Annotated in this window: 19 protein-coding genes and 2 pseudogenes; 11 read left to right on the forward strand and 10 right to left on the reverse strand. The window is 68.2% G+C overall.

What is annotated here, in order from left to right; genetic code table 11:
* The 3 genes and pseudogenes from M529_RS50245 to tnpA form a co-directional block, all read left to right on the forward strand.
* The coding region (locus M529_RS50245) for a hypothetical protein (RefSeq protein WP_040600474.1) at positions 1-205 on the forward strand (205 nt) is incomplete at its 5' end.
* A 5-nt stretch (positions 206-210) separates the two neighbouring features.
* Positions 211-873 carry a hypothetical protein gene (locus M529_RS31470; protein ID WP_031294683.1) on the forward strand — a complete coding sequence of 221 codons (663 nt, stop codon included), beginning with the start codon at positions 211-213 and terminating at the stop codon, positions 871-873.
* A 151-nt stretch (positions 874-1,024) separates the two neighbouring features.
* Positions 1,025-1,443: pseudogene (gene tnpA, locus M529_RS31475) on the forward strand (IS200/IS605 family transposase).
* A gap of 257 nt (positions 1,444-1,700) precedes the next feature.
* Here tnpA and M529_RS0124385 read toward each other — a convergent pair.
* Complete coding sequence (locus tag M529_RS0124385) at positions 1,701-2,156, reverse strand: peptidylprolyl isomerase (RefSeq protein ID WP_031294684.1); 456 nt, start codon at positions 2,154-2,156, stop codon at positions 1,701-1,703.
* A 171-nt stretch (positions 2,157-2,327) separates the two neighbouring features.
* Here M529_RS0124385 and mgtE point away from each other — a divergent pair, with 171 nt between their 5' ends.
* The 3 genes from mgtE to M529_RS31490 are packed head-to-tail and all read left to right on the forward strand — an operon-like array spanning position 2,328 to position 4,410.
* Complete coding sequence (gene mgtE / locus M529_RS31480) at positions 2,328-3,767, forward strand: magnesium transporter (RefSeq protein WP_021317236.1); 1,440 nt, start codon at positions 2,328-2,330, stop codon at positions 3,765-3,767.
* 23 nt (positions 3,768-3,790) lie between these two features.
* The gene (locus M529_RS31485; RefSeq protein WP_021317237.1) at positions 3,791-4,195 is read left to right on the forward strand and encodes a DUF1489 family protein; all 405 of its coding nucleotides are present in this window, start codon (positions 3,791-3,793) and stop codon (positions 4,193-4,195) included.
* A 29-nt stretch (positions 4,196-4,224) separates the two neighbouring features.
* Positions 4,225-4,410, forward strand: a complete 186-nt coding sequence (locus M529_RS31490; RefSeq protein WP_021317238.1) for a DUF4169 family protein — start codon at positions 4,225-4,227, stop codon at positions 4,408-4,410.
* A gap of 23 nt (positions 4,411-4,433) precedes the next feature.
* Here the strand turns inward: M529_RS31490 and M529_RS31495 are convergent, their stop codons facing one another.
* From M529_RS31495 to M529_RS31510, 4 genes and pseudogenes are all read right to left on the reverse strand, one after another.
* The gene (locus M529_RS31495; protein ID WP_021317239.1) at positions 4,434-5,831 is read right to left on the reverse strand and encodes a UdgX family uracil-DNA binding protein; all 1,398 of its coding nucleotides are present in this window, start codon (positions 5,829-5,831) and stop codon (positions 4,434-4,436) included.
* Between the two features lie 7 nt (positions 5,832-5,838).
* The gene (locus M529_RS31500) at positions 5,839-6,303 is read right to left on the reverse strand and encodes a hemerythrin domain-containing protein (protein ID WP_021317240.1); all 465 of its coding nucleotides are present in this window, start codon (positions 6,301-6,303) and stop codon (positions 5,839-5,841) included.
* A 61-nt stretch (positions 6,304-6,364) separates the two neighbouring features.
* On the reverse strand, positions 6,365-6,700 hold the full coding sequence (locus tag M529_RS31505; RefSeq protein ID WP_152522552.1) for a hypothetical protein: 336 nt from the start codon (positions 6,698-6,700) through the stop codon (positions 6,365-6,367).
* A gap of 55 nt (positions 6,701-6,755) precedes the next feature.
* Positions 6,756-8,035, reverse strand: a pseudogene (locus M529_RS31510) (putative DNA modification/repair radical SAM protein).
* Positions 8,036-8,139: 104 nt separating this feature from the next.
* Here M529_RS31510 and M529_RS31515 point away from each other — a divergent pair.
* Together M529_RS31515 and M529_RS31520 are read left to right on the forward strand one after the other, a co-directional pair.
* The gene (locus M529_RS31515; RefSeq protein WP_031294686.1) at positions 8,140-9,297 is read left to right on the forward strand and encodes an FAD-dependent oxidoreductase; all 1,158 of its coding nucleotides are present in this window, start codon (positions 8,140-8,142) and stop codon (positions 9,295-9,297) included.
* A 30-nt stretch (positions 9,298-9,327) separates the two neighbouring features.
* On the forward strand, positions 9,328-12,942 hold the full coding sequence (locus tag M529_RS31520) for a hydantoinase B/oxoprolinase family protein (RefSeq protein ID WP_021317243.1): 3,615 nt from the start codon (positions 9,328-9,330) through the stop codon (positions 12,940-12,942).
* Here M529_RS31520 and M529_RS31525 read toward each other — a convergent pair.
* Genes M529_RS31525 through M529_RS31540 form a run of 4 tightly spaced genes read right to left on the reverse strand, consistent with a single transcriptional unit; the run spans position 12,926 to position 17,610 of the window.
* Complete coding sequence (locus M529_RS31525; RefSeq protein WP_021317244.1) at positions 12,926-14,473, reverse strand: C1 family peptidase; 1,548 nt, start codon at positions 14,471-14,473, stop codon at positions 12,926-12,928. The genes M529_RS31520 and M529_RS31525 overlap by 17 nt on opposite strands.
* Before the next feature lie 13 nt (positions 14,474-14,486).
* Complete coding sequence (locus M529_RS31530) at positions 14,487-15,401, reverse strand: hypothetical protein (protein WP_021317245.1); 915 nt, start codon at positions 15,399-15,401, stop codon at positions 14,487-14,489.
* A gap of 59 nt (positions 15,402-15,460) precedes the next feature.
* Positions 15,461-17,059, reverse strand: a complete 1,599-nt coding sequence (locus M529_RS47670; protein WP_021317246.1) for an SUMF1/EgtB/PvdO family nonheme iron enzyme — start codon at positions 17,057-17,059, stop codon at positions 15,461-15,463.
* A 17-nt stretch (positions 17,060-17,076) separates the two neighbouring features.
* The gene (locus M529_RS31540; protein ID WP_021317247.1) at positions 17,077-17,610 is read right to left on the reverse strand and encodes a hypothetical protein; all 534 of its coding nucleotides are present in this window, start codon (positions 17,608-17,610) and stop codon (positions 17,077-17,079) included.
* A gap of 329 nt (positions 17,611-17,939) precedes the next feature.
* Here M529_RS31540 and M529_RS31545 point away from each other — a divergent pair, with 329 nt between their 5' ends.
* The gene (locus M529_RS31545; RefSeq protein ID WP_236617660.1) at positions 17,940-19,511 is read left to right on the forward strand and encodes a caspase family protein; all 1,572 of its coding nucleotides are present in this window, start codon (positions 17,940-17,942) and stop codon (positions 19,509-19,511) included.
* 9 nt (positions 19,512-19,520) lie between these two features.
* On the opposite strand, the gene M529_RS31550 is transcribed toward M529_RS31545, so the two are convergent.
* A complete protein-coding gene (locus tag M529_RS31550; protein ID WP_021317249.1) occupies positions 19,521-20,282 on the reverse strand; it encodes a class II aldolase/adducin family protein in 762 nt (253 codons plus the stop codon).
* Between the two features lie 226 nt (positions 20,283-20,508).
* Between M529_RS31550 and rpsU the strand changes: the two genes are divergently transcribed.
* Both rpsU and M529_RS31560 read left to right on the forward strand, forming a co-directional pair.
* On the forward strand, positions 20,509-20,715 hold the full coding sequence (rpsU, locus tag M529_RS31555; RefSeq protein ID WP_004208618.1) for a 30S ribosomal protein S21: 207 nt from the start codon (positions 20,509-20,511) through the stop codon (positions 20,713-20,715).
* Positions 20,716-20,788: 73 nt separating this feature from the next.
* Positions 20,789-21,340, forward strand: coding sequence for an FKBP-type peptidyl-prolyl cis-trans isomerase (locus tag M529_RS31560; RefSeq protein ID WP_021317250.1), 552 nt, complete (start codon positions 20,789-20,791; stop codon positions 21,338-21,340).
* Positions 21,341-21,388 lie beyond the last annotated feature (48 nt).

Raw genomic sequence — 21,388 nt, forward strand, 5'->3', positions numbered from 1 at the left:
CGGCGGGGATCGCATGGGCCAGCCCCCTGCAGGTCAGCCCAATGTGTCGCGCGGCAACCGCTACACCCAGCCGAGGCAGGCTCCCGCGCGGCGGGACTGGGGCGCGCGCCCCGCGCCTGGCGCCAGCGTGAGGCAGGCGCCGGCCACGCGCGGCGACGGCCCCCGCGGCCGCGGCTTTTCGGGCGGACGGAGCCGGCCGGACTGATGCGGATGGCAAGGGGGACCATCGCCGCGCTGGCGGCGCTGATGCTGCTTCCCGCCTGTGACGGGCGGGAGGAGAGCGCGATCGACAATCTCGCCAACGGGGCCAATCCCACGCAGGTCGAGAATAATCTGAAGGCGGAGGCGCAGGCGGTGCTCGAGCCGCTGGTGCCGCCCGCGCCCGGCATGCCCGGCGGACTGCCGGTTCCGACCGAACCGATGGGCGAGGGGGCGATCGACCCGAGAGGCGCGCAGGGCGCAGCGCAGGTCGTGGAAGGCTATTATGGGCTGCTGGAGGAACGGCGCTTCGACGATGCGCAGGACCTGTGGAACCAGAAAAGCGCGATCGGCATGGAGGACGACGACCGATTCGCTGCGCGCTTCCGCGGCTTCAGCGAGATCCACGCGAATATCGGCGCACCCGGACCGGTAGAGGGCGCGGCGGGATCGCTCTATGTCACGGTGCCGGTTCAGGTCTTCGGACGCCTCACCGCGACCGGCAAGCCCTGGTATGCGCTGCGGCAGGTGACGCTTCGGCGGGCCAACGATGTCGACGGATCGACCGAGGAGGAACGCCGCTGGCACATCGAATCGATCGGGCCCTATCAGCCGCCCGCGCAGGCGCCGCTGCAGGCGATTTCCGCCACGGACGGAATGGCCGCGAAGCGGTGATGGCGGGTTTTAGAGTCCCCTTGAGGGAGGAACCCCTCCGACTTCAGTCGGATGCTGGCTTCAGCCACAGACTCGGCCAGTAGCCTGTACCCTCGGAGAAAAATGAACAGCCCAAAGGGCGAGGGTTCATTTTTCTCCGAGGGTACAGGCTATGGGCTACAGCAGCGGTTGTCACACGACATTTCATCATCGCTACCATCTGGTCTGGGCGCCGAAATATCGGTTCAAAGTGCTGCATGGCGAGGTGCGCTTGCGGGTCCGGGAGATCATTCGACAGGTTTGTGCCGAAATGGGCGTGACGATCGTTCATGGCGTACTGTCGCGCGATCATGTCCACATGTTCGTGGAAATCCCTCCGCATGTCTCGGTCAGCGACTTCGTTCGCCGTGCCAAGGGGCGATCGTCGCGCAAAATCCAGCAGGAGTTCGAGCACATCCGCAAGCGCTATTGGGGCCACGCTTCTGGCAGCGCGGTTACTTCTCCACCACGTCCGGCAACATCACCGATGACATCATCCTGCGTTACCTCGACAAACATGGCCACAAGAACGGCTTCAGCCCCTCGCCATGATCCTACCGGCGTCAGCCGGTCAGTCATTCAGCCGGAGCGGCCAAAGAAAACCGTTCGGGCTGAGCTTGTCGAAGCCCCGTACTTTTCTTCAAGGCGCTGGATCTGAAGAAGAAGGGAAGCCCTTCGACAAGCTCAGGGCGAACGGAGGATGGGTTCGCTCCCCACCCTAAGCCGCCCCAAATGAAAAGCCCCGCCTGACCCGGATGGGTCAGGCGGGGCTTTCCTCGATACGGTTCCTGACGCGCAGGTCCGAAGCCTTATGCCACCGTCGCCTTGACGATCTTGCCCGGCATGCGGGGCGGCTCGCCCTTGGGCAGGGCGTCGACATATTCCATGCCCGACGTCACCTCGCCCCAGACGGTGTACTGACCGTCGAGGAAGGTCGCATCATCGAAGCAGATGAAGAACTGGCTGTTGGCGCTGTTGGGGTTCGACGCGCGCGCCATCGAGCAGACGCCGCGGACATGCGGTTCGCGGCTGAATTCGGCCTTCAGGTCGGACTTTTCGGGATGGCCGCCCATGCCGGTGCCGGTCGGATCCCCGCCCTGCGCCATGAAGCCGGGAATGACGCGGTGGAACACGACGCCGTCATAGAAGCCTTCCTTGGCATTCTCGACGATACGCGCCACATGGCCGGGCGCGAGGTCCGGGCGCAGCTTGATCACGACGTCGCCGCCGCTGTCTAGAGTAAGGGTAAGCGTCTCGTCGGCCATGATGATCCTCTCATGTCGGGAAGGAATGTCAGCGACCATATAGAGGCTGCTGCGCGCGATGGAAGCGCTACCGACCGGAACGCCGCGGAGTTCCGGTCGCGCATATTGCATTTCCATGCTGCATGGGCGAAAGCAGCCGGATGATACAGGATCCGGACAGTTGGGGACGCCATGAGCGAGCGAGCCGATACGGCCGAACCCCGGCCGGACGAAGAGCGGATTGACGACCTCCCGCTGGAGGAAGCCGAATCCAGCCATGACGAGGACGACCGGCTTAAGCCCGAATTCGTCGCCGCCGTGCGCGAGGCGGCGGAGGAAGGCGATGGCGAGCGCGCGCGCGAGCTGGTGTCGCCGCTCCATCCCGCCGACATCGCCGACCTGCTGGAACTCGTCCCGTCGGAGGAGCGCGGCGCGGTGGCGGCGGCGCTGGGCGACCTGGTCGGCGCCGAGGTGCTCTCCGAGCTCAATGACTATGTGCGCGACGACCTGCTGGGCGCGCTGGCGCCGCGCCAGGTTGCCGAGTTCGCAGCCGAGCTGGACACCGACGACGCGGTCGCGATCATCGAGGACCTGGAGGAGGAGGACCAGCAGGCCGTCCTCGACGCGCTCGACCCGGAGGATCGCGCCGCGATCGAGAGCGCGCTGTCCTATCCCGAGGAGTCCGCCGGCCGCCTGATGCAGCGCGACCTGGTCGCGGTGCCCGAGCATATGACGGTCGGCCAGGTCATCGATTATCTGCGCGACAATCGCGACCTGACGAGCGACTTCTGGGAAATCTTCGTGGTGGACGAGCAGCACCGGCCGATCGGCACCTGCCAGCTGTCCTGGATCCTCACCTGTCCGCGCGCCATCGCCATGGCGGACCTGATGAAGCGCGAGCAGACGCTGATTCCGGTCGATATGGATCAGGAGGAAGTGGCGCTGCGCTTCCAGAAATATGCGCTGATCTCCGCCGCGGTGGTCGATGCCAGCGGGCGGCTGGTCGGCATGATCACGGTGGATGACATCGTCCACATCATTTCCGAGGAAGCGGGCGAGGACATATTGCGCCTGTCGGGCGCGGGCGAGGGCGACATCAACGAGCCGGTGATGGACAGCTATCGCGCGCGCGTGCGCTGGCTGCTGACCAACCTGCTGACCGCGCTGGTCGCGTCCACGATCATCGGTATCTTCGAAGGGACGATCGAGAAGATGGTGGCGCTCGCCACGCTGATGCCGATCGTCGCGGGCGTGGGCGGCAATGCCGGCAGCCAGACCATGGCGGTGACCGTGCGCGCGCTCGCCACCAACCAGATCACCGGGACCAACACCCGCCGCACCATATTGCGCGAGATTCGCGTCGCGCTGCTGAACGGGGCGACGGTGGCGCTGGTGCTGGGCATCGGCGTGTCGCTGGTCTTCTGGAATGGCCATCTGGGCGTGGTGATCGCGGCGGCGATGATGACCAATATCGTGACGGCGGGCCTGGCGGGGGCGGCGGTGCCGCTGGCCTTCGACCGGCTGAACCTCGACCCGGCGGTCGCCTCCTCGATCTTCGTCACCATGATCACCGATTCGATGGGATTCCTCGCCTTTCTCGGCCTCGCGACGGCGGCGGGATTGACCGGCTGAGCTTGCGCCCCATCTAGGCTGCGATGCCCCTTCACCTCACCAAGATCGCCTTCCGCAGCGAAAGCCCCGACAGCCTGCGCGCCTGGCTGGAAAGCCATGCGGACGAGGGCGAGGCGCGGATGACGACCCGCTACCTGCCCAAGCGGGTCGAGGAGCTGGCGGGCGGGTCGCTCTACTGGATACACGGCCATATGCTGGTCGGCCGCAGCCCGATCCTGGGGTTCCAGGAGACCGGGCAGGGCCGTTACTGGATCCGGCTGGAGCCGCGCCTGATCGCCGTGCGCTCCATGCCCAAGCGGGCGCATCAGGGCTGGCGCTATCTGGCGGAGGAGGACGCGCCGCCCGATCTCGCGGCGGGCGAGGTCGACGACCTGCACGCCATGCCCAAGGTGCTGCGCGGCGAGCTGGCGCGGCTGGGGCTGGTGTAGCGTCCGCCTTCGCCGCTATAAGGCCGGCCATGGCGGACATCATCAACCTGCGGATGGCGCGCAAGGCGAAGGCGCGGGCCGATGCCGAAAGGCAGGCTGCCGCCAATCGCGCGAAGTTCGGCCGCAGCAAGGCGGAACGCCAGCAGACCGAACGGGAGGCGGCGAAGCTGGCCAAGGCGCTGGACGGCGCCGAGCGGGACCGCGGCGACACCTAGAGGCTGTTTGCGCTGCTGCGAACTCACGCCAACGCTTTTGCGCGCTCGCCGATCGTTCGCAATTCCTCCACGAACCGTGCCCGCTCCTCTGCCTTGCGCGCCGGATCCGGCAGGCGCAGCAGGAAGCTGGGATGCACCGTCACCCAGCCTTCCGCGCCACTTTCGAGCGCGATCGGACTGCCGCGCGTCTTGCCGATCGTCACCGCCTTGCCCAGCAGCGCCCGCGCCGCCGTTGCGCCCAGCGCCACGACCAGGCGCGGCCGCAGCAGGTCGATTTCCTGCGTCAGCCACCAGCGGCAGGCGTTGATCTCGGGCGTCTCGGGCGTCTGGTGGATGCGCCGCTTGCCGCGCCGTTCATGCTTGAAATGCTTGACGGCGTTGGTGACATAGGCCCGGCCGCGGTCGATCCCGGCCTCCTCGAGCGCCCGGTCGAACAATTGCCCGGCGGGGCCGACGAAGGGGCGCCCGGCCAGATCCTCCTGGTCGCCCGGCTGCTCGCCGATAAAGACCAGCGGCGCGTCGAGCGGGCCTTCGCCGAACACCGTCTGCGTCGCGTCGAGGTAGAGGGGACAGCGGGTGCAGCCCATCGCCTCCTCGCGCAGGGCGGCCCAGGCCGTCGCGGCGTTGCCGGGCCGTGCGGGCGGAGCGGGGGACGCCGCGATCATGGCTGCCTCGCGGCCCTGCGCCCCTGCCACAAGGCCGGGGATGAGCGCCGCTTCGGGTAGGTTGCGCCAATATTTGCGCGGCATTTCCGACAGCATGGCGCCGACCTTGAGCCGGGCGGGGTTGAAGATCGCGGCATAATAGCCCTTCCAGATGTCCTCGACCGGGTCTTTCGCCGGCGCGTCGCCGCGCGTGGCGCCCGGCCCCTCCGTCAACGTCTCGCCGTCCCAATGGATGCTGAGCTCCGGCGTCAGGATCGACCAGCGCATCGAGGCGAAGCGGCGGACGAAGAAGCCGGCATTGGCGCGGACGATATGGTGATCGGGTTCGAACCAGGCGACGAAGCGTGATCCGCCATCGTCCTCCACCTCGCGGAAGCGGACGAAGGCGCGCATCTTGTGGATGTCCCGCCGCACCGCCTTCGCCAGCTGCTCCACCCGCCGCAGCAGCGGATCGGCGCGGTCCTCCATCATGCCGGGCCGCGCCCTGACCGCGATCAGCAGCGCATAGAGCAGCCCGAACCGTTCAGGGTCACGATGCAGGATCGCGCTCTCCGCAAGCTCGACAAAGGGGCGCGGCACCGAAAAGGCCGCCGCTCCGGCGGGCGGCGGTGGCGCATCCGTGGCGAAGAGATCGTCCGCCTCGCCCCGCACCTGCCAAGCTATCGCGCCGGGCTTCACCCCCGCCAGGGCGAAGCCGCGCGCTGCCTTACGCCAGCCCTCGAAATCGTCGGGCGCGTCGAGCAGCGCGCGAACCATTCGGCTCCTAGTCCTGCTGTGCTGCCCGCTCCAGTTCGGCGGGCTTGCGGCGCGCGAACACCGCCGCGAGCTTCTGTTCCTCTGCGTCGCTCAGTTCCTTCGCGGCGTCGGGGAACATTTCCTCCTCTTCCTCCTCGATATGGTGGAGATAGCGCTTTTTCAGCTGGGAAAAGGTCTCGCGCCATTCCGGGCCGTTGAAGGCCTGATCCTCCATCTCCTCCAGATAGTCGTCGATCTCCTTGTGCTCGGAGACGCTGTGCTGCGCATCCTCGCGCAGGTCGGGGCGCGCCAGCATCGTGGCGTAGAGCGTCTCCTCCTCCGCGGCGGCATGGGCCGTCACCTCGACCCGGAACTGCTCGAACAGCTTTTCCAGCCGGTCCGGCTCATCGGCGGCATCGTCCATCTTCGCCAGCAGCTGGCGGTGGGCGTCATGATCCTGCTTCAGGCGATCGAAAATCGTGGCGTCGGCCATGGGCAATGCTCCTCAGCTTGTGGAGGAGACAACGAGGCCGCGCTGATTTGGGTCCGGCCGGTCAGCCGAACAGTGCGCGGAAGATGATCGCCACCGGAATCCAGAGCAGCGCGCCCAGTATGCTGGCGCCCCATATCTGCAGCAGGTCGCGCCGGTAGCGCAGCGCGAGGCCGCTGCGTGACAGGTCGCTCGCGTCCAGCAGCTCCCAGCGCCGCTCCAGCCCGCGCGCCGCGATGGCGAAGCCGCCGATCGCGACGACGATGCCGAGATGGAGGACCAGCGATCCCCCCATCCTGGCCACGATGCCGATCTGCAGGAGACAGAAAATGACGAGCGCTGCCGCGAGATGCGAACTGATGCGCTTTGCGAAGCCGATCCGCCGACCGGCCGGTTCCATGGTATAATGCGTCGCCAAGACCCAGACCCCCTTGAAGACTGCTGCACGCAGAATTTCACGAAGATGTCACAGGATCAACCGGAAATTGCGCGAACAGTTCCAGTTGTTGGTCCGGGGGCGTGGGCCGCAGCGCCAGGTCTGCCCGATCGGCGAGTTGCACCGGGCGCCAGTCTGCTGCAACCAGGAAGGGCCTGATCCGGGCAATGGAGCTGGTGAGCCGCGCGACGTCGTCCAGCCGCAGCCGGCGGTGCCGGCGGCTGGCAAGGATGCGGCCCACCGCTTTCACGCCCAGCCCCGGCACGCGCAGCAGCAGCTCGCGCGGCGCGCGATTGACGTCGACCGGAAGGCGTGGCGGTGGCGCAGCGCCCAGGCGAGCTTCGGATCGATGTCGAGCGGCAGGCAGCCCGTCGCGGCATCGGTGGCGGCGGCCACCTCGCCGGCGGAATAGCCGTAGAAGCGCATCATCCAGTCCGACTGGTAGAGGCGATGCTCGCGCATCAACGGCGGGCGTCGCAGCGGCAGTACTGCGCTGGCCGAGGGGATGGGGGAAAAGGCGCTGTAATAGACGCGGCGCAGGCGATGGCGATCGTAGAGCAGGCTGGCGCGGCCGATGATCGCGCGGTCGTCCGCCCCGTCGGCGCCGACGATCATCTGCGTGGATTGTCCGGCAGGCGCGAAGCGGGGGGCGTGGCGGTAGCGCTTCCTTGCGTCCGTCCCGTCCTCGATCGCGCTCTTCATCCGCGCCATCGCGCCTTCGATGCGGCCGCCATCCTTTTCCGGCGCCAGGCGCTTCAGTCCCGCCTCGCTCGGCAGCTCGACATTGATCGACAGCCGGTCGGCATAAAGTCCGGCTTGCCGCGCCAGTTCGGGGTCGGCGTCGGGAATGGTCTTGAGGTGGATATAGCCGCGGAAGTCATGCTCCTCCCGCAGCGCGCGCGCCACCGCGACGAGCTGCTCCATCGTATAGTCGCAGGACCGGATGATGCCGGAGGAGAGGAACAGTCCCTCGATATAGTTGCGGCGATAGAAGCTGAGCGTGAGGTCCACGACTTCCTTCACGGTGAAGCGCGCGCGCCGGACGTCGCTCGACCGCCGGTTGATGCAGTAATGGCAGTCGAAGATGCAGCTGTTGGTCAGCAGGATCTTCAGCAGCGATATGCACCGGCCGTCCGGCGCATAGGCATGGCAGATGCCCATGCCCTCGGTCGACCCGATGCCGCTGCGCTTTCCCGACCGGCTGTCGCGCTTCGTCGTGCCGGACGAGGCGCAGGAGGCGTCATATTTGGCCGCATCGGCCAGGATTTCCAGCTTCTGCCGGGTGGAAAGGGAGGACATGAGTTCATGATATGTTCCTCCCCTCCTCTTGTCCATCCGCCTGAAGGAAAGGTGGAAAATCGCCGGTCGCTCGTCCTATCATTGCTGCAACAGGGAGGCACGGCATGGACAGACGGTCATTTCTGACTCGGGGCACGGCGGGACTGGGGGCGTTGTCGCTGATGCCGGGCGGCCTTGCCTCGGCAGCGGAGGCGTGGCGTGCGCCCGGCCCGATTCGTGCGACCCCCGATCGCCTGTTCCGCATCACCGTGTGCCTGCGCCCCTTCCGCGCCGCGGGGCCGCGGATCGAAGTCGAGCAGGTCGGGCGCAAGCGGGTCGTCCACAATTACGGCCATGGCGGCAGCGGCTGGTCGCTGTCCTGGGGGTCGGCGGAAGTGGCGGTCGCGATGGCGCTGGCGGACGGGGTGCGGGAGGTCGCGGTGATCGGCGCGGGCGCGCTCGGCCTCACTGCCGCGCTGACGGCGCAGCGCGCGGGCGCCGCCGTCACCATCTACGCCAAGGAGCAGTTCCCCCATGTCCGTTCCGCCCGTGCGACCGGCACATGGTCGCCCGATTCGCGCGTGGCGATGGAAAAGGCGGTCGATGCCGGCTTCGGTGACCGCTGGGAACGCATGGCCCGCACGTCCTTCTCCATGTACCAGAGCCTGCTCGGCCTGCCGGGCGACCCGGTGGAATGGACGGATCGCTACACCCTGTCAGACACGCCTTCGGCGCCCCGGCGCGCCGCGCCGACTGTGGAGCGGCCCGACGATTTCCTACATCTGGAGGATCGACTGGCCGACATCAGCCCGCGTCCGGTCGAGCTGGCGCCGGGCACGCATGGCTTCGCCGCGCCCTTCGTCCGCCGCAACAGCTCGCTGACCTTCAACGTCGCCGACCTCGCGCATCAACTGATGACCGACTTCCTGATCGCGGGCGGCCGGATCGTGCCGATGGAGTTCCACGAGCCGGGTGATCTGTCCGCCCTGAAGCAGAAGGTCGTCATCAACTGCACCGGTTATGGCGCGCGGGCGCTGTGGCGCGACGAGAGCATCGTGCCGGTGCGTGGGCAGATCGCCTGGCTGATCCCCGAGCCCGGCGTGACCTACGGCGTCTATTACCACTCGCTCTCCATGCTGGCGCGCCGCGACGGTATCGTGGTGCAGGAAACCGGTGCCGACGAATGGTTCGGCTATAATGATGCGAACGAAGAGCCCGACCGCGCCGCCGCCGAAGCCTCCGTTCGCCAGCTGGCCGGATTCTGGGCGCCAGCCGCCTTGTAAAGACGCGGCCGCGCCGTCATCAGGGGCGCCATGACCTGGCAATTCTGGATCGACCGTGGCGGCACCTTCACCGATGTGGTGGCGCGCGACCCCGACGGCGCGCTGCATACGGCCAAGCTGCTGTCGAGCGATCCGGGCCGCTATGCCGACGCGGCGGTGGAGGCCGTACGCAGGCTGACCGGCGCGGCGGATGGTGCGATCCCGGCCTGCACGCTGCGCATCGGCACGACGATCGCGACCAATGCGTTGCTGGAGCGGAAGGGCGAGCCGGTGCTGCTGGCGACGACGCGCGGCTTCCGCGACGCGCTGCGGATCGGCACGCAGGAACGGCCGGAGCTGTTCGCGCGGCACATCGTCCTGCCCGACCCGCTGCATGCCGATGTCGTAGAGATCGACGAGCGGATCGACGCCGAGGGCGAGGTCGTCCGGCCGCTGGACCATGTGCAGGCGCGGGCTGTGCTGCGCGCCGCCTTCGACCGGGGGCTGCGCGGCGTCGCGATCGTGCTGATGCACGGATACCGCCACAGCGCCCATGAGCAGGCAGTGGCGCAGATCGCGCGGGAGATCGGCTTTACCGAGGTCGCGGCGAGCCACGCCACAGCGCCCCTGATCAAGCTGGTCGGGCGGGGCGACACCACGCTGGCCGACGCCTATCTGTCCCCGACGCTGCGGCGCTATGTCGACGGGCTGGGCGCCGCGTTGGGCGAGGGCGCCGACCTGCTGTTCATGCAGTCGAACGGGGGCCTGACGCGCGGCGACGCCTTTCGGGGCAAGGATGCGGTGCTGTCAGGCCCGGCAGGGGGCATCGTCGGGCTGGCGCGGACGGCGGAGCAGGCGGGCTTCGGCCAGGTGATCGGCTTTGACATGGGCGGCACATCAACCGACGTGTCGCATTATGCCGGCAGCTATGAGCGCGACAATGAGGCGCGGGTCGCCGGGGTGCGGTTGCGCGCGCCGATGATGCGCATCCACACCATCGCGGCGGGCGGCGGGTCGGTGTGCAGCGTGGTCGACGGCCGCTTCCGCGTCGGGCCGGAATCCGCCGGGGCCGATCCCGGCCCGGCCTGCTACCGGCGCGGCGGGCCGCTGACCGTGACCGACTGCAACCTGCTGCTCGGCAAGGTCCAGCCCGCTTTCTTTCCCGCCATCTTCGGACCCCAGGGCGACCAGCCGCTGGACCGCGCCGCCGTGGAGGCGCGCTTTGCCGACCTGTGCGCGGAGGTCGAGGCGCAGACCGGCCACAGCATGACACCGCAGCAGGCAGCCGAGGGTTTCATCGCCGTGGCCGTCGCCAACATGGCCAACGCGATCAAGCGCATCTCCGTCGCGCGCGGGCATGATGTGACCCGCTACACGCTCGCCAGCTTCGGTGGGGCCGGGGGGCAGCATGCCTGCCTGGTCGCCGACGCGCTGGGCATGGACCGGGTGATGATCCATCCGTTGGCCGGCGTGCTTTCGGCCTATGGCATGGGCCTGGCCGACCGGCGCGCGGTGGTGGAGCGGACCTTGGCGATCCCGCTGGAGCCGGCCCATGCCGAGGCGCTGGATGCTGCGCTTGCCGCCATGGCCGACGCGGCGAAGGCGGAGCTGCCCGAGGCCGACCGGATCGAGACGGTGCTGCGTCTGCGCTATGCCGGCGCGGACAGCCTGTTCGACGTGCCGCTGGGCAATCTTCCCGACATGCTCGCAGCCTTCGCCGCGCAGCATCGCGCCCGCTTCGGCTATGAGGGCGCGGGGCAGGTGGTCGCCGACATGGCGCGGGTGGAGGCGATCGCTCCGACGTCGGAGGAAATGGGTCCGGTCGCCGCTTTCGCGCCCGTTGCCGCTCCGCCGCTGGCCGAGGTCGACTTTGCGTCCGCCGGCGCCGTGCTGCGCGCGCCGCTGTTCGACCGGGCGGGACTGGCGCGGGACAGCATCATCGACGGGCCGGCGCTGATCGTCGACCCGGTCTCCACGACGGCGGTGGAACCAGGCTGGCGAGCGCAGCTCGACGCGATCGGCAACCTCATCCTCACCCGCCATGCGCCGCGCATGATCACGGCGGTACAGGACGGCACCGCCGCGGATCCGGTGCGGCTGGAGGTGATGAGCGGCCTCTTCATGGCGATCGCCGAGGAAATGGGTGCCGCGCTCCAGCACAGCGCCTCCTCGGTCAACATCCGCGAGCGGCTCGATTTCTCCTGCGCCTTGTTCGACGCGCAGGGCAATCTGGTGGCTAACGCCCCGCACATGCCGGTGCATCTGGGCAGCATGGGCGAAAGCATCCGCGCGGTCATGCGCCGCCGGGGCACGGGGGCGGACGGCGCGCCGCTCGACGGGCGCGGGATGCTGCCCGGCGACGTCTATGCGCTCAATGCGCCCTATGACGGCGGCACGCATCTGCCCGACGTCACCGTGGTCATGCCGGTGTTCGCCGACGGATCGGCCGCGCCCGACTTCTATGTCGCCGCGCGGGGCCATCATGCCGACATCGGCGGCATCACGCCCGGGTCCATGCCGCCCGGCAGTCGCACCTTGGCTGAGGAAGGCATCGTCCTCGAGAATGTGCTGGTCGTCGACCGGGGCACGTTCCTGGAGGCCGACGTCCGCGCGTTGCTGGCGAGCGGTCCCTGGCCCGCGCGCGCCATCGACCGCAACATCGCCGACCTGTCGGCCCAGATCGCCGCCTGTGCGAAGGGCGCGTCGGAGCTGCGCCGCATTTGCGCCGATTATGGGAAGGAAATCGTCGCCGCCTATATGGGCCATGTGCAGGACCATGCCGAAGCGGCCGTGCGCCGCCTGATCGGCCGCCTGTCCGACGGCACCTTCGCCTATCCGATGGACAATGGCGCGGTCGTCCGGGTCGCTGTCCGCATCGACCGTAAGGCCGAGGAAGCGACGATCGACTTTGCCGGCACCTCCCCGCAATTGCCGGGCAATTTCAATGCGCCGCTTTCCGTGGTGCGCGCCGCCGTGCTCTATGTCGTGCGTACGCTGATCGACGAGGCCGTGCCGATGAACGACGGCTGCCTGAAGCCCGTCACCATCCTCGTCCCCGAAGGGTCCATGCTGCGCCCCGATCCCGATGCCGCCGTGGTGGCGGGCAATGTCGAGACCAGCCAGGTGGTGACGGACGCCCTGTTCGGCGCGCTCGGTGTGATGGCGGGATCGCAGGGCACGATGAACAACTTCACCTTCGGCAACGACCGGTATCAATATTATGAGACGATCGCGGGCGGGTCCGGCGCGGGTCCGGACTTCGACGGCACCGCCGTGGTCCAGACCCACATGACCAACAGCCGCCTGACCGATCCGGAGATATTGGAGACCCGCTTCCCCGTGCTGTTGGAGGAATTCTCCATCCGTGCCGAATCGGGCGGGGAAGGGGCGCAGCGGGGCGGCGACGGCGCGACCCGGCGGGTCCGCTTCCGCGAGGCGATGACGGCGGGCATCCTCGCCAACCGGCGCACCGTCCCGCCCTTCGGCATCGCGGGCGGCGCGCCGGGAGCGCCCGGTCGCAACTGGGTGGAGCGCGCGGACGGCAGCGTCGAAGCGCTGGGCGCCACCGCCACGGCAGAGCTTCAGCCGGGAGACGCCTTCGTCATCGAGACGCCTGGCGGCGGCGGCTTCGGCGCGCCGTCCGGACGCTTCAGTCGCGGGTCTTGAGCCGCACCAGCGCGGCCGAGACATTGTCGTCGCGACGGGCGGCGAGCCGCGCGCGCAGCCGCGTCAGGAACTGGCGCTCGGTCCCGTCGATCACCTCGCCGTCCGCGAACAGCGGCCGGGCGGAGGCGATCGCGATCAGCAGCTCGTCGCCATAGGGCGGCGCCACCGCGAAGCGCTGCTCGGTCCTGCTGAGGCCGATCGTCATGCGCCGTTCGCCCTTGCCGTCGGGCTCCGGCCGGCCGCGCCGCAGCTCGACCGCGCTGCCGTCCGCCTGCAGATAGATGATGCTGAGCCAAGGCCGTTCCGCCGTGGTCGTCGCGCTGACGCCGAACAGGTCGCCTTCCCGCATCGCCACCGGATCGCCCGGCCGGGTGTCCCCGGTGGCCGAGAGGGTCGCGATGGCCGTGCCCGGCCGCGCCATCGACGGCGCCAGCGTCAGCGCCGCCTCGCACTGGGGCCAGGGCAGGTGGCGCACCTGCCACCGGGTGGCGGGATCCGCCTTCAGCGCCAGCGCGTGCAACGCTTCGACCGCGGAAGCGTCGCCGGAAAAGCCGGACACGAGCATGCCCTGCGCCGATGGCGTCACCGTCACCGCGCCGCAGGGCATGGCCGACACGGCTTCGGCGAAGCGTTGCTGGTCGCTCTTGGGCGGCGGCGGCAGTTCGGGGGCGGGTGCCGCGGGCGCTTCCAGCGAATAGGCCTCGCCCGCCATCAGCTTGAAGGTGTCGTAGTCCATCCAGGCATAGCCCTTGTCGCCCCAGACCGGACCCCAGCTGTTCATGATGCGTAGCGCCTGGCGGTCCTCGTCATAACCGACGATCGCCATCGCGTGGTACAGGGCTTCGGGTTTTTCGGCCCGGCGATAGATGCCGTCGCCCCGGAACGCCTTGAAATCGGTGGGCGCGGGCATGGCGAAGATGACCGGCGCGCCGCGCGACAGCGCGCCCTTCACATCGTCCAGGATGATCGGCGTGCGCCAGTCGTCCTTGACCTCGCGGTCCACCGCCCGCCAGTCGAGCAGGCGATAGTTGCTCGCCCGCGTCTTCAGCTCCTCGGGCGCTGGGATGGCGCATTTGCTGATGTCGTCGGGGAAGTCCGCGAGGCTCACCGTTCCTTCGTTCTGCAGCAGGGTCAGCGCCTGGACGATGGAGATGGTACCGGTGCAGGGCGAACCGGGTGGGCGCAACCGGTTATAGACATAGGCCGGGCTCATCTGGTCCGACGGGGAAGCGGGCTGCACGTCCCGGTCGCGGAAATTGAGGAAGGTACGGGCCGCATAGGTCGTCGCCCAGGCGACGCAATTGGGCTGACGCCCCTGCGACCCGGGCGGCGGATAGGCGTTGGACAGGTCGACCCGCTTGGGAAGATAGGCGCGGAAGCGCGCCTGCTTGGGCAGCTTCGCATAGGCTTCGGGCGACACCGGCTCCGCGCCGGTCATGAACACCGGTTCCTCGGCCGGCTGCGCACTCAGCGGCATGGCGCATAGCGCCAGCAACAGCGGCGCTCCCCCGTTCAGCAGACGACGCTTCATGGCTCCCCCTCCGTCAGAAGCGATATCCGACCGTGAGCGTCACCGCGTCATAGTCGAAATCGTGGGAGAAGCTGTTCGTGCCGTGGGTGTAGATCAGGCCGATGCGCAGCTGCTCGGCGCGGCCCCGCTGCTCGGCCTCGCGCGTGCGCACGCCGATGCTGATCGCCGCCTCGTGCACGTCTTCATAGGATTGCGGGTCGTCGGTGAGCTTGGTCCAGACATAGCTGACGCGGAGCGACCCCTGCCGCCCGCCGAACATCCGCCCCTTGAACGGCAACTGGTAGGCGAGGCCGTTGCGGAAGGTGACGACATTCTCCTTCACATAGACCGCCGGATCACGGCCCAGGCCCCAGTCGGTCGTGGTCGACCAGGCGACCATGTTGCCAATCGTCAGGTCGCCGCGTCCCACCTGCGCCAGCTTGTAGCGACTGGTGGCGGACAGCGTCAGGATGTCGCTGCTGGTCGATCCGAAGCTGGCGCCCGCGTCGGTCACGCCATAGGCGATGCGCGGCGTGATCAGCCAGTTGGGCTGCACGGGCAGCTCGATCCCGGTCGACAACGTCCCCATCGTCGCGGTGCCGACGTCATTGGCGTGAAGGATGTTGAGCACGGGATCGACCAGCACCCGCGCCCGGCTGCCCTCGAAGGGCCGGAACGCCTTCTGGTAGCGCAACTCGTAGCGCTGTCCTTCCTGCCCCGCCGAGCCCCAGTAGGTGAAGGCGCCGCCGATCGTGTCCGCGTCGCCCTCCATGTCGAAGCCGGACGAATCGACCGTCTCCACCGGATCCAGGTCACTGAGGTTGAGCGCGGTGCTGACCGCTGTGTGCTGCAGGCTGTTGGGACTACCCACCGTTGCCAGATAGGGCGCCGCACCCGCCGTTGCGGGCAGGATGGCCAGCGTCGCGCCGGCCGTCAGAAGCATCTTCATTTCATTTTCCCCCATTTTATCGGACCCTCACCCTCTTCGGGTCCGCATTCCCCTCATCGTCAGGACGCGTTGCCCGCCTCGTCCGCCTCCAGGTCGCGCACAACGCGCAGTCCCGCATCCTGCCGTCGCTTTCCCGGCGGCAGGGTGAAGCGGTTCGCCGACCGCAGTTCCCCCGGCGCGCTCTGGAAGGATCCGCCGCGGATGATCCGCGCGCGGCAGGACGGGTCGGTGCATCCCGACGTCCATTCCCACACATTGCCCTGCATCTGGTTGAGACCGAAGGCATTGGGCGGATAGCCGCTCACCACCTCCGGGTAACCGCGATAGGGCGCCGTGTCCGACCCCCGATAGCTCGCGGTGTGATCGTAATTGGCCTGGGACGGGCCGATGTCGTCGCCCCAGGGAAAGGCTGTCTGCGCGCCACCGCGATCGGCATATTCCCATTCCTGCTCGGTGGGCAGGCGATAGGCGCGGCCCGACTGAACCGATATCCAGGCGAGGAAGGCCTGCGCATCCTCATAGCTGATGTCCGTCGCGGGGATCAGCGGGTTGGGATTTTCCTTCGCCCAATTGCCCAGTTTCGGACAGGCATTGTCCCTCACGCAGGCGGACCATTCGGCGACGGTCACCTCATAGACGCCGATGGCGAAGGGGCGGTCGATCTTCACGTCCGCCTGGACGGGCTCGTCGCCGCCGCGCCCCGGTTCGGACGGGGGCGAGCCGTAGGCAGTGATTCCGGCGGGAATCGCACGCATCCACGGGCAATTGGCGCAATCGTAGAAGCGGTCGTTCGAGGACCGGTCGCAGGAAATGAAGCAGGGCGGCGCACCCTGGAGGCCATAGTCGAAGGTCGGCTTCTGGAAATTCTTGCCGGAGGAGAGCGCCACCCGGTCCGACACGCGCTTCAGCGCATCGGCGATGTTCTGTTGCGGCCGGCGCATCTCCTCTGCCAGCACCTTGGAGAAGATGCCGTCGTCGAAGGCGACCTGATCGGGGCTGGTGGAGAAGGCGACCAGATAGCCCTGGTCCGGCCGAATCGCGGCCTGCGGCGCGCGCACCATGCGACGCAGCCCCTTGCTGCCCGCCAGTTCGCCCACCGCGCCGGCATCCACCCCCGTTTCCGTCGCGATCGTCTGGACGAGGGCGGGGGGTGGCGCCGACAGCACGTTGCGGCACATGTCGAGCACGATCAGCACGGTCTTCGCACCCGATTCCAGCAGGTTGCGGGTCAGGGCCGCGCGGGTCAGGGTTGCGGTCTCCGCGCTCACGTCGCGGCTGGCATCGACCGGCAGCAGCATCACGTCGCCATAGCTGCCCAGGGCCGCGCCATGACCGGAGAAATAAAGCGTGCCGAACGCCTTGGGGCCGGCTGCTGCCAGCTTCTCGCGGAATTGCGCGATCGCCTGCAGCATCGCCTCCCGCGACAGGTCGCGGCGGACCTGCACCGGCCCTTCGCCCGACGCATCGACGAAGCCGGTGGCATTGAGCGCCGTCGCGATCTTCTCGCCGTCGGCATAGGTTGCGCCCAGCCGGTCGAAGGACTGGTAAGCGCCGTTGACGATCACCAGCGCCAGGCGAGGCTCGTCCGCCGCCCTGGCCTGGCCGGCGAGCAGCAGGGCGCAGGCAAGCACGAGCAGGCGGAAGCCCCCGCGTCGCAATAAGCCGGGCACCCCTGTCATTTCTTGCTTTTGCGCGGGGTGAACTCGACCTGGGTGACGACCTGGTCCAACGCATCGACATGCAGCACGGCGTCATATTTGCGTGCCGCCTTGTACGGTTCGGCGGGGCCGCCGCCGAACAGCTTGGCGAAGAAGCCGCCGAAGCCGCGCCCCTTCTGGCAATAGGGGCTGACGCTGACCGATCCGCCGCTCTGCGCGACCTCGTTCAGCCACGCGCCGAGCGGCGCGGGCGCCTCCTTCGCGGCGGGATAGGGCGTGTCCATGTCGACCACCACGGCCCGTGATCCGCGCAGCTTGGTGCGGAGCATCCGGTCGAAACCGGCGGGGTCGCCGAAGCGCAACGCCGGTTTCGCCACAGGGCGGTCGCAGGGCTTGAGGACCGAGGGGGTCGCCGCCGGCGTGCGTGTGGGCGCGGTCCCGCCCGTTACAGCCGTTCGGGCCGGTTCAACGGCCTGCGCGCTGGCAGGAGTCACCTGCGGCGGGTGGGCGATGGGCGCTGGCGACGGCGGTTCCGCTGCGATGATCCGCACGCCGCGTCCGCTGGCGCTGGTGGACGGCTTTTCCGCCGGATCGGCGGCTTGCGCCCAAGCGCCGGGTGACGCGGAAGTCCATGAAAATACAACAGAAACAATAGACAGGGTCAGCAACCGAGTGCGCCCCGATCCACTCCGAGTCTTCATATAGTTATTGCCCCCTACAGCATGCTCTGATTATGGTCATTCGTCTGGGGAGGCAACAGAAAAGCGTGGGGGAACAAATGCCAGTAGTCCGATGGGGGCGATGGGTCACAGTAATTTACACCCTTCTTCTATCGTTTCTTAACCCAGGTTATGCGCTGGCGGAAACGCGTGCCTTGCTGGTGGGCGCGTGGAAGTTCGGATCGGCGCAGATCATGGACCTCGCCGGTCCCGAAAACGACCTGCAGGCGATGGAGATGCTGGTCCGGGGCCAGGGCGCCACCGACGTCACCGTGTTGCGGAACGAGGGGGTGAGCCGCACCACGGTGGAAACGGCGCTCCATGCGCTGGGCCTTCGCTCGAAGCCGGGCGACTGGATCTTCTTCTACTATACCGGCCATGGCGCGCTGGCCGATGCGGCGGTCAAGAACACGCGCGACGGTGACACCGATCAGTTCGTGCCGCTTCCTGGCTTCGACCCCGATCGCGAGGATCCGGAACGCTACATCGTCGACAAGGACTTCTACAGCTGGCTGGCTCGCTATGTCCCGCGCGGGGTGCAGGTGCTGATGATGGCCGACACCTGTCATTCGGGCACCATGCACCGATCCGCCGACCCGCGCGCGATGGGCATGACGCCCCGGCTAACGCTGGGCAGCCGCACCATCGCCTTGGGCGCCCGGCCGGCGCCCCGATTCGCGAGCGTGCTGGCCAGTGCGGACGGCACGGCCAGCACAGTGGACAGGGACGACCTGCCCAACCTCTTCTTCATCGCCGCCGCCCGCGACGACCAGATCGCCTGGGAAGACAGCCTGCCGGCGGCCGGCGCGCCGACGCGCGGCTTCCTCACCTGGTCCTTCGAGCAGGGGATGACCACAGCCGGCGCGGACGGCCGTACCCTGGCGGCGGATCAGAACGCCGACGGCACTGTATCGATGGGCGAGCTCGGGGCCTATCTCAACCAGCAGGTGCGGATGCTGAGCGGGCAGCGGCAGGAAAGCAACATTGTGATCCCGCCCGGCCGGGAAGGGCAGGGCCTGTTCGCCACCGCCCCGCCACCTCCCACCCCGCCCGTTCCGCCGCCGCTTCCCGGCCTTTATGTCGCAGACCTCAAGGCGCGCGCCTCCGTGACGGGCGACCACCCCTGGCGCATCCTGCCAGACGGCAAGGGCGCGGATTTCGTGTGGGACGCGGCGCAGCAGACCATGCTCCGCCGGACCGGCGATGTCGTGGCGCAGAATGTGAAGGGCGCGGCGCAGGTGCGCGGCGTGATCGACAAATGGGGCGCGATGCAGGCCCTGCGCCCCTTCCTGACGGAGGAGCGCGCCCGGCTGATGATCGGCCCGCTGGAAAATGGCGCGCGCTATCCGTCCGGCGCGCCCGTCACCCTCGCCCTCGTCCAGCGCCCCCCGCAGGAGGACGCCGCCCCATCGGACCGCTATGCCACCGTCTTCAATGTGGCGTCCGACGGCACCGTGCAGCGGCTTTATCCCGTAACGCCGGCCGACGGCGACGGGAAGCTGGCGCCGGGCCAGTCGCTGCCGCTGCTCGAAAGTCAGGTGGTGGCGCCCTATGGCGCCGACCATGTCGTGGCGCTGCTGACCCCGCAGCCGCCCGAATCGTTCCGGCTGCTGCTGCGCACCGTGGAGAACCAGCGGTCGGCCATGCGGCTCGTCGATCCGATCAAGGTGCTGCTCGCAGCGCCCGGTCGCCAGGCGAGCCTGTCGATCGGGGAACTTTATACCGGCAACTGAGCGGCTCCCTTATTCCTTCCAGCCCGGATCGATCCGGTCGATCACGCGCACCATTGCCTCGAAATCGGGCACCCCCGGCCCCGTCGGCAGCTGCATGCCGGCCAGGTCGCGCTGGTGCACGGCGATCACCTCGTCCGGGATATCGACGGGCGTGCCGGCCGACCCGGTCGCAACCTGGATCTCGCAGGCGCGCTGGAGGATCCAGTACATCAGGAAGGCGGCGGGCAGGGTCGGCGCCATCACCAGCGCGCCGTGGTTGCGCAGCATCATCACCCGCCGCTGGCCGAGATTGGCGATCAGCCGTTCGCCTTCCTCCGGCCGGATCGTCACCCCTTCGAAGTCATGATAGGCGATCCGCCCCGCAAAGGCCGCGGCGTAGAAATTGGTGGGACGCAGCCCCTCCCGCGTGGCGCTCACCGCCATGGCTGCCGTGGTGTGGGTGTGGATGATGCAATGGGCGTCGGGCAGGTGGCGGTGAAACACGCTGTGCTGGACGAATCCCGCGCGGTTGACCGGATAGGGACTGCCGTCGAGCACATTGCCGTCGAGGTCGATCTTCACCAGGTTCGACGCCGTCACTTCCGAATAATGCAGGCCGAACGGGTTGATCAGGAACGCGCCCTCCTCGCCTGGTACGCGCAGGGTGATGTGATTGTAGATCAGTTCCGACCAGCCCATATGGTCGAAGATGCGATAGCAGGCGGCGAGCTGGCGGCGTGCCTCGCGTTCCTGCGCGGACGGCTGGGCATGATGCTGTATGGCTGTGGCCATGGCGATCCTCCTTTGTCTTTATGCGACGGGAGTATCGCGCCGCACGCCGCGCAAGTCGAGCGAAATGGCTTTGGGGTTGAATTCGCGCGACTCTGCTGTTAGGGCGCGGGCCGCACGGCGCAGGATGACCTGCGACGACTCATGGCTATTGTATTTCGGTAGGCCCGTCGGGAAGGGCGTTCGTCCCCGGCGCACCGCCCGTATTCGACTGGAGATTGACTGGCTTATGCAAATCATCGTTCGCGACAATAATGTCGACCAGGCCCTGCGCGCGCTCAAGAAGAAGCTGCAGCGCGAGGGCGTGTATCGCGAGATGAAGCTGCGCCGTCATTACGAGAAGCCGTCGGAAAAGCGTGCCCGCGAGAAGGCGGCGGCGGTTCGCCGCGCGCGCAAGCTGGAGCGCAAGCGCGCCGAGCGCGACGGCGTCCGTTAAGGACATCCTGCCGGGGCGCGGTGCGTCCCGCGCTTCCTGTCGAGCCTGACTCCATCCTTCCGAGGCGTATCCCATGTCCACGACGGCCGTTCCCCTTCGTCCTATCGCCAAGGGGTCGCTGACGCGGCTCTGGATCGGCGTCGCCGCCGTGGCGCTCGCCGCCGCCGGTCTCGCCTGGGCGGGGCAGCAGGGCGTGAAAATGTCGCCCGCGGGTTTCCTGGCGCACAACAGTGGCGAGGCAGGCGTGATCACGACTCCGTCGGGCCTGCAGTACAAGGTGCTGGAGGAAGGCGAGGGGCCGAGCCCCACGACCGCCGACGTCGCGCTGGTGGGCTATAAGGGCACGCTGCTCGACGGCACGGTGTTCGACGAGAACCCGCAGGCGCCGATGCCGGTCGACGGTGTCGTGCCGGGCTTCTCCGAAGGCCTGCAGAAGATGAAGAAGGGCGGCAAGTACCGCCTGTGGATCCCGCCGCAGCTCGGCTATGGCGAGCAGGCGACCGGTCCGATCCCGGCCAATTCCGTGCTGGTCTTCGACATCCAGCTTCACGACTTCAAGTCGCGCGCCGACATCATGCGCATGCAGCAGATGATGCAGCAGCAGGGCGCCGTCCCCGCGCAGTGATCGTCCCTGAAGGGGAGCATCGAGGGGTCCGCCTTGCGGACCCTTTTT

Origin of the sequence: Sphingobium ummariense RL-3 (assembly GCF_000447205.1) — a bacterium.
GTDB classification, from domain to species: Bacteria; Pseudomonadota; Alphaproteobacteria; order Sphingomonadales; family Sphingomonadaceae; genus Sphingobium; species Sphingobium ummariense.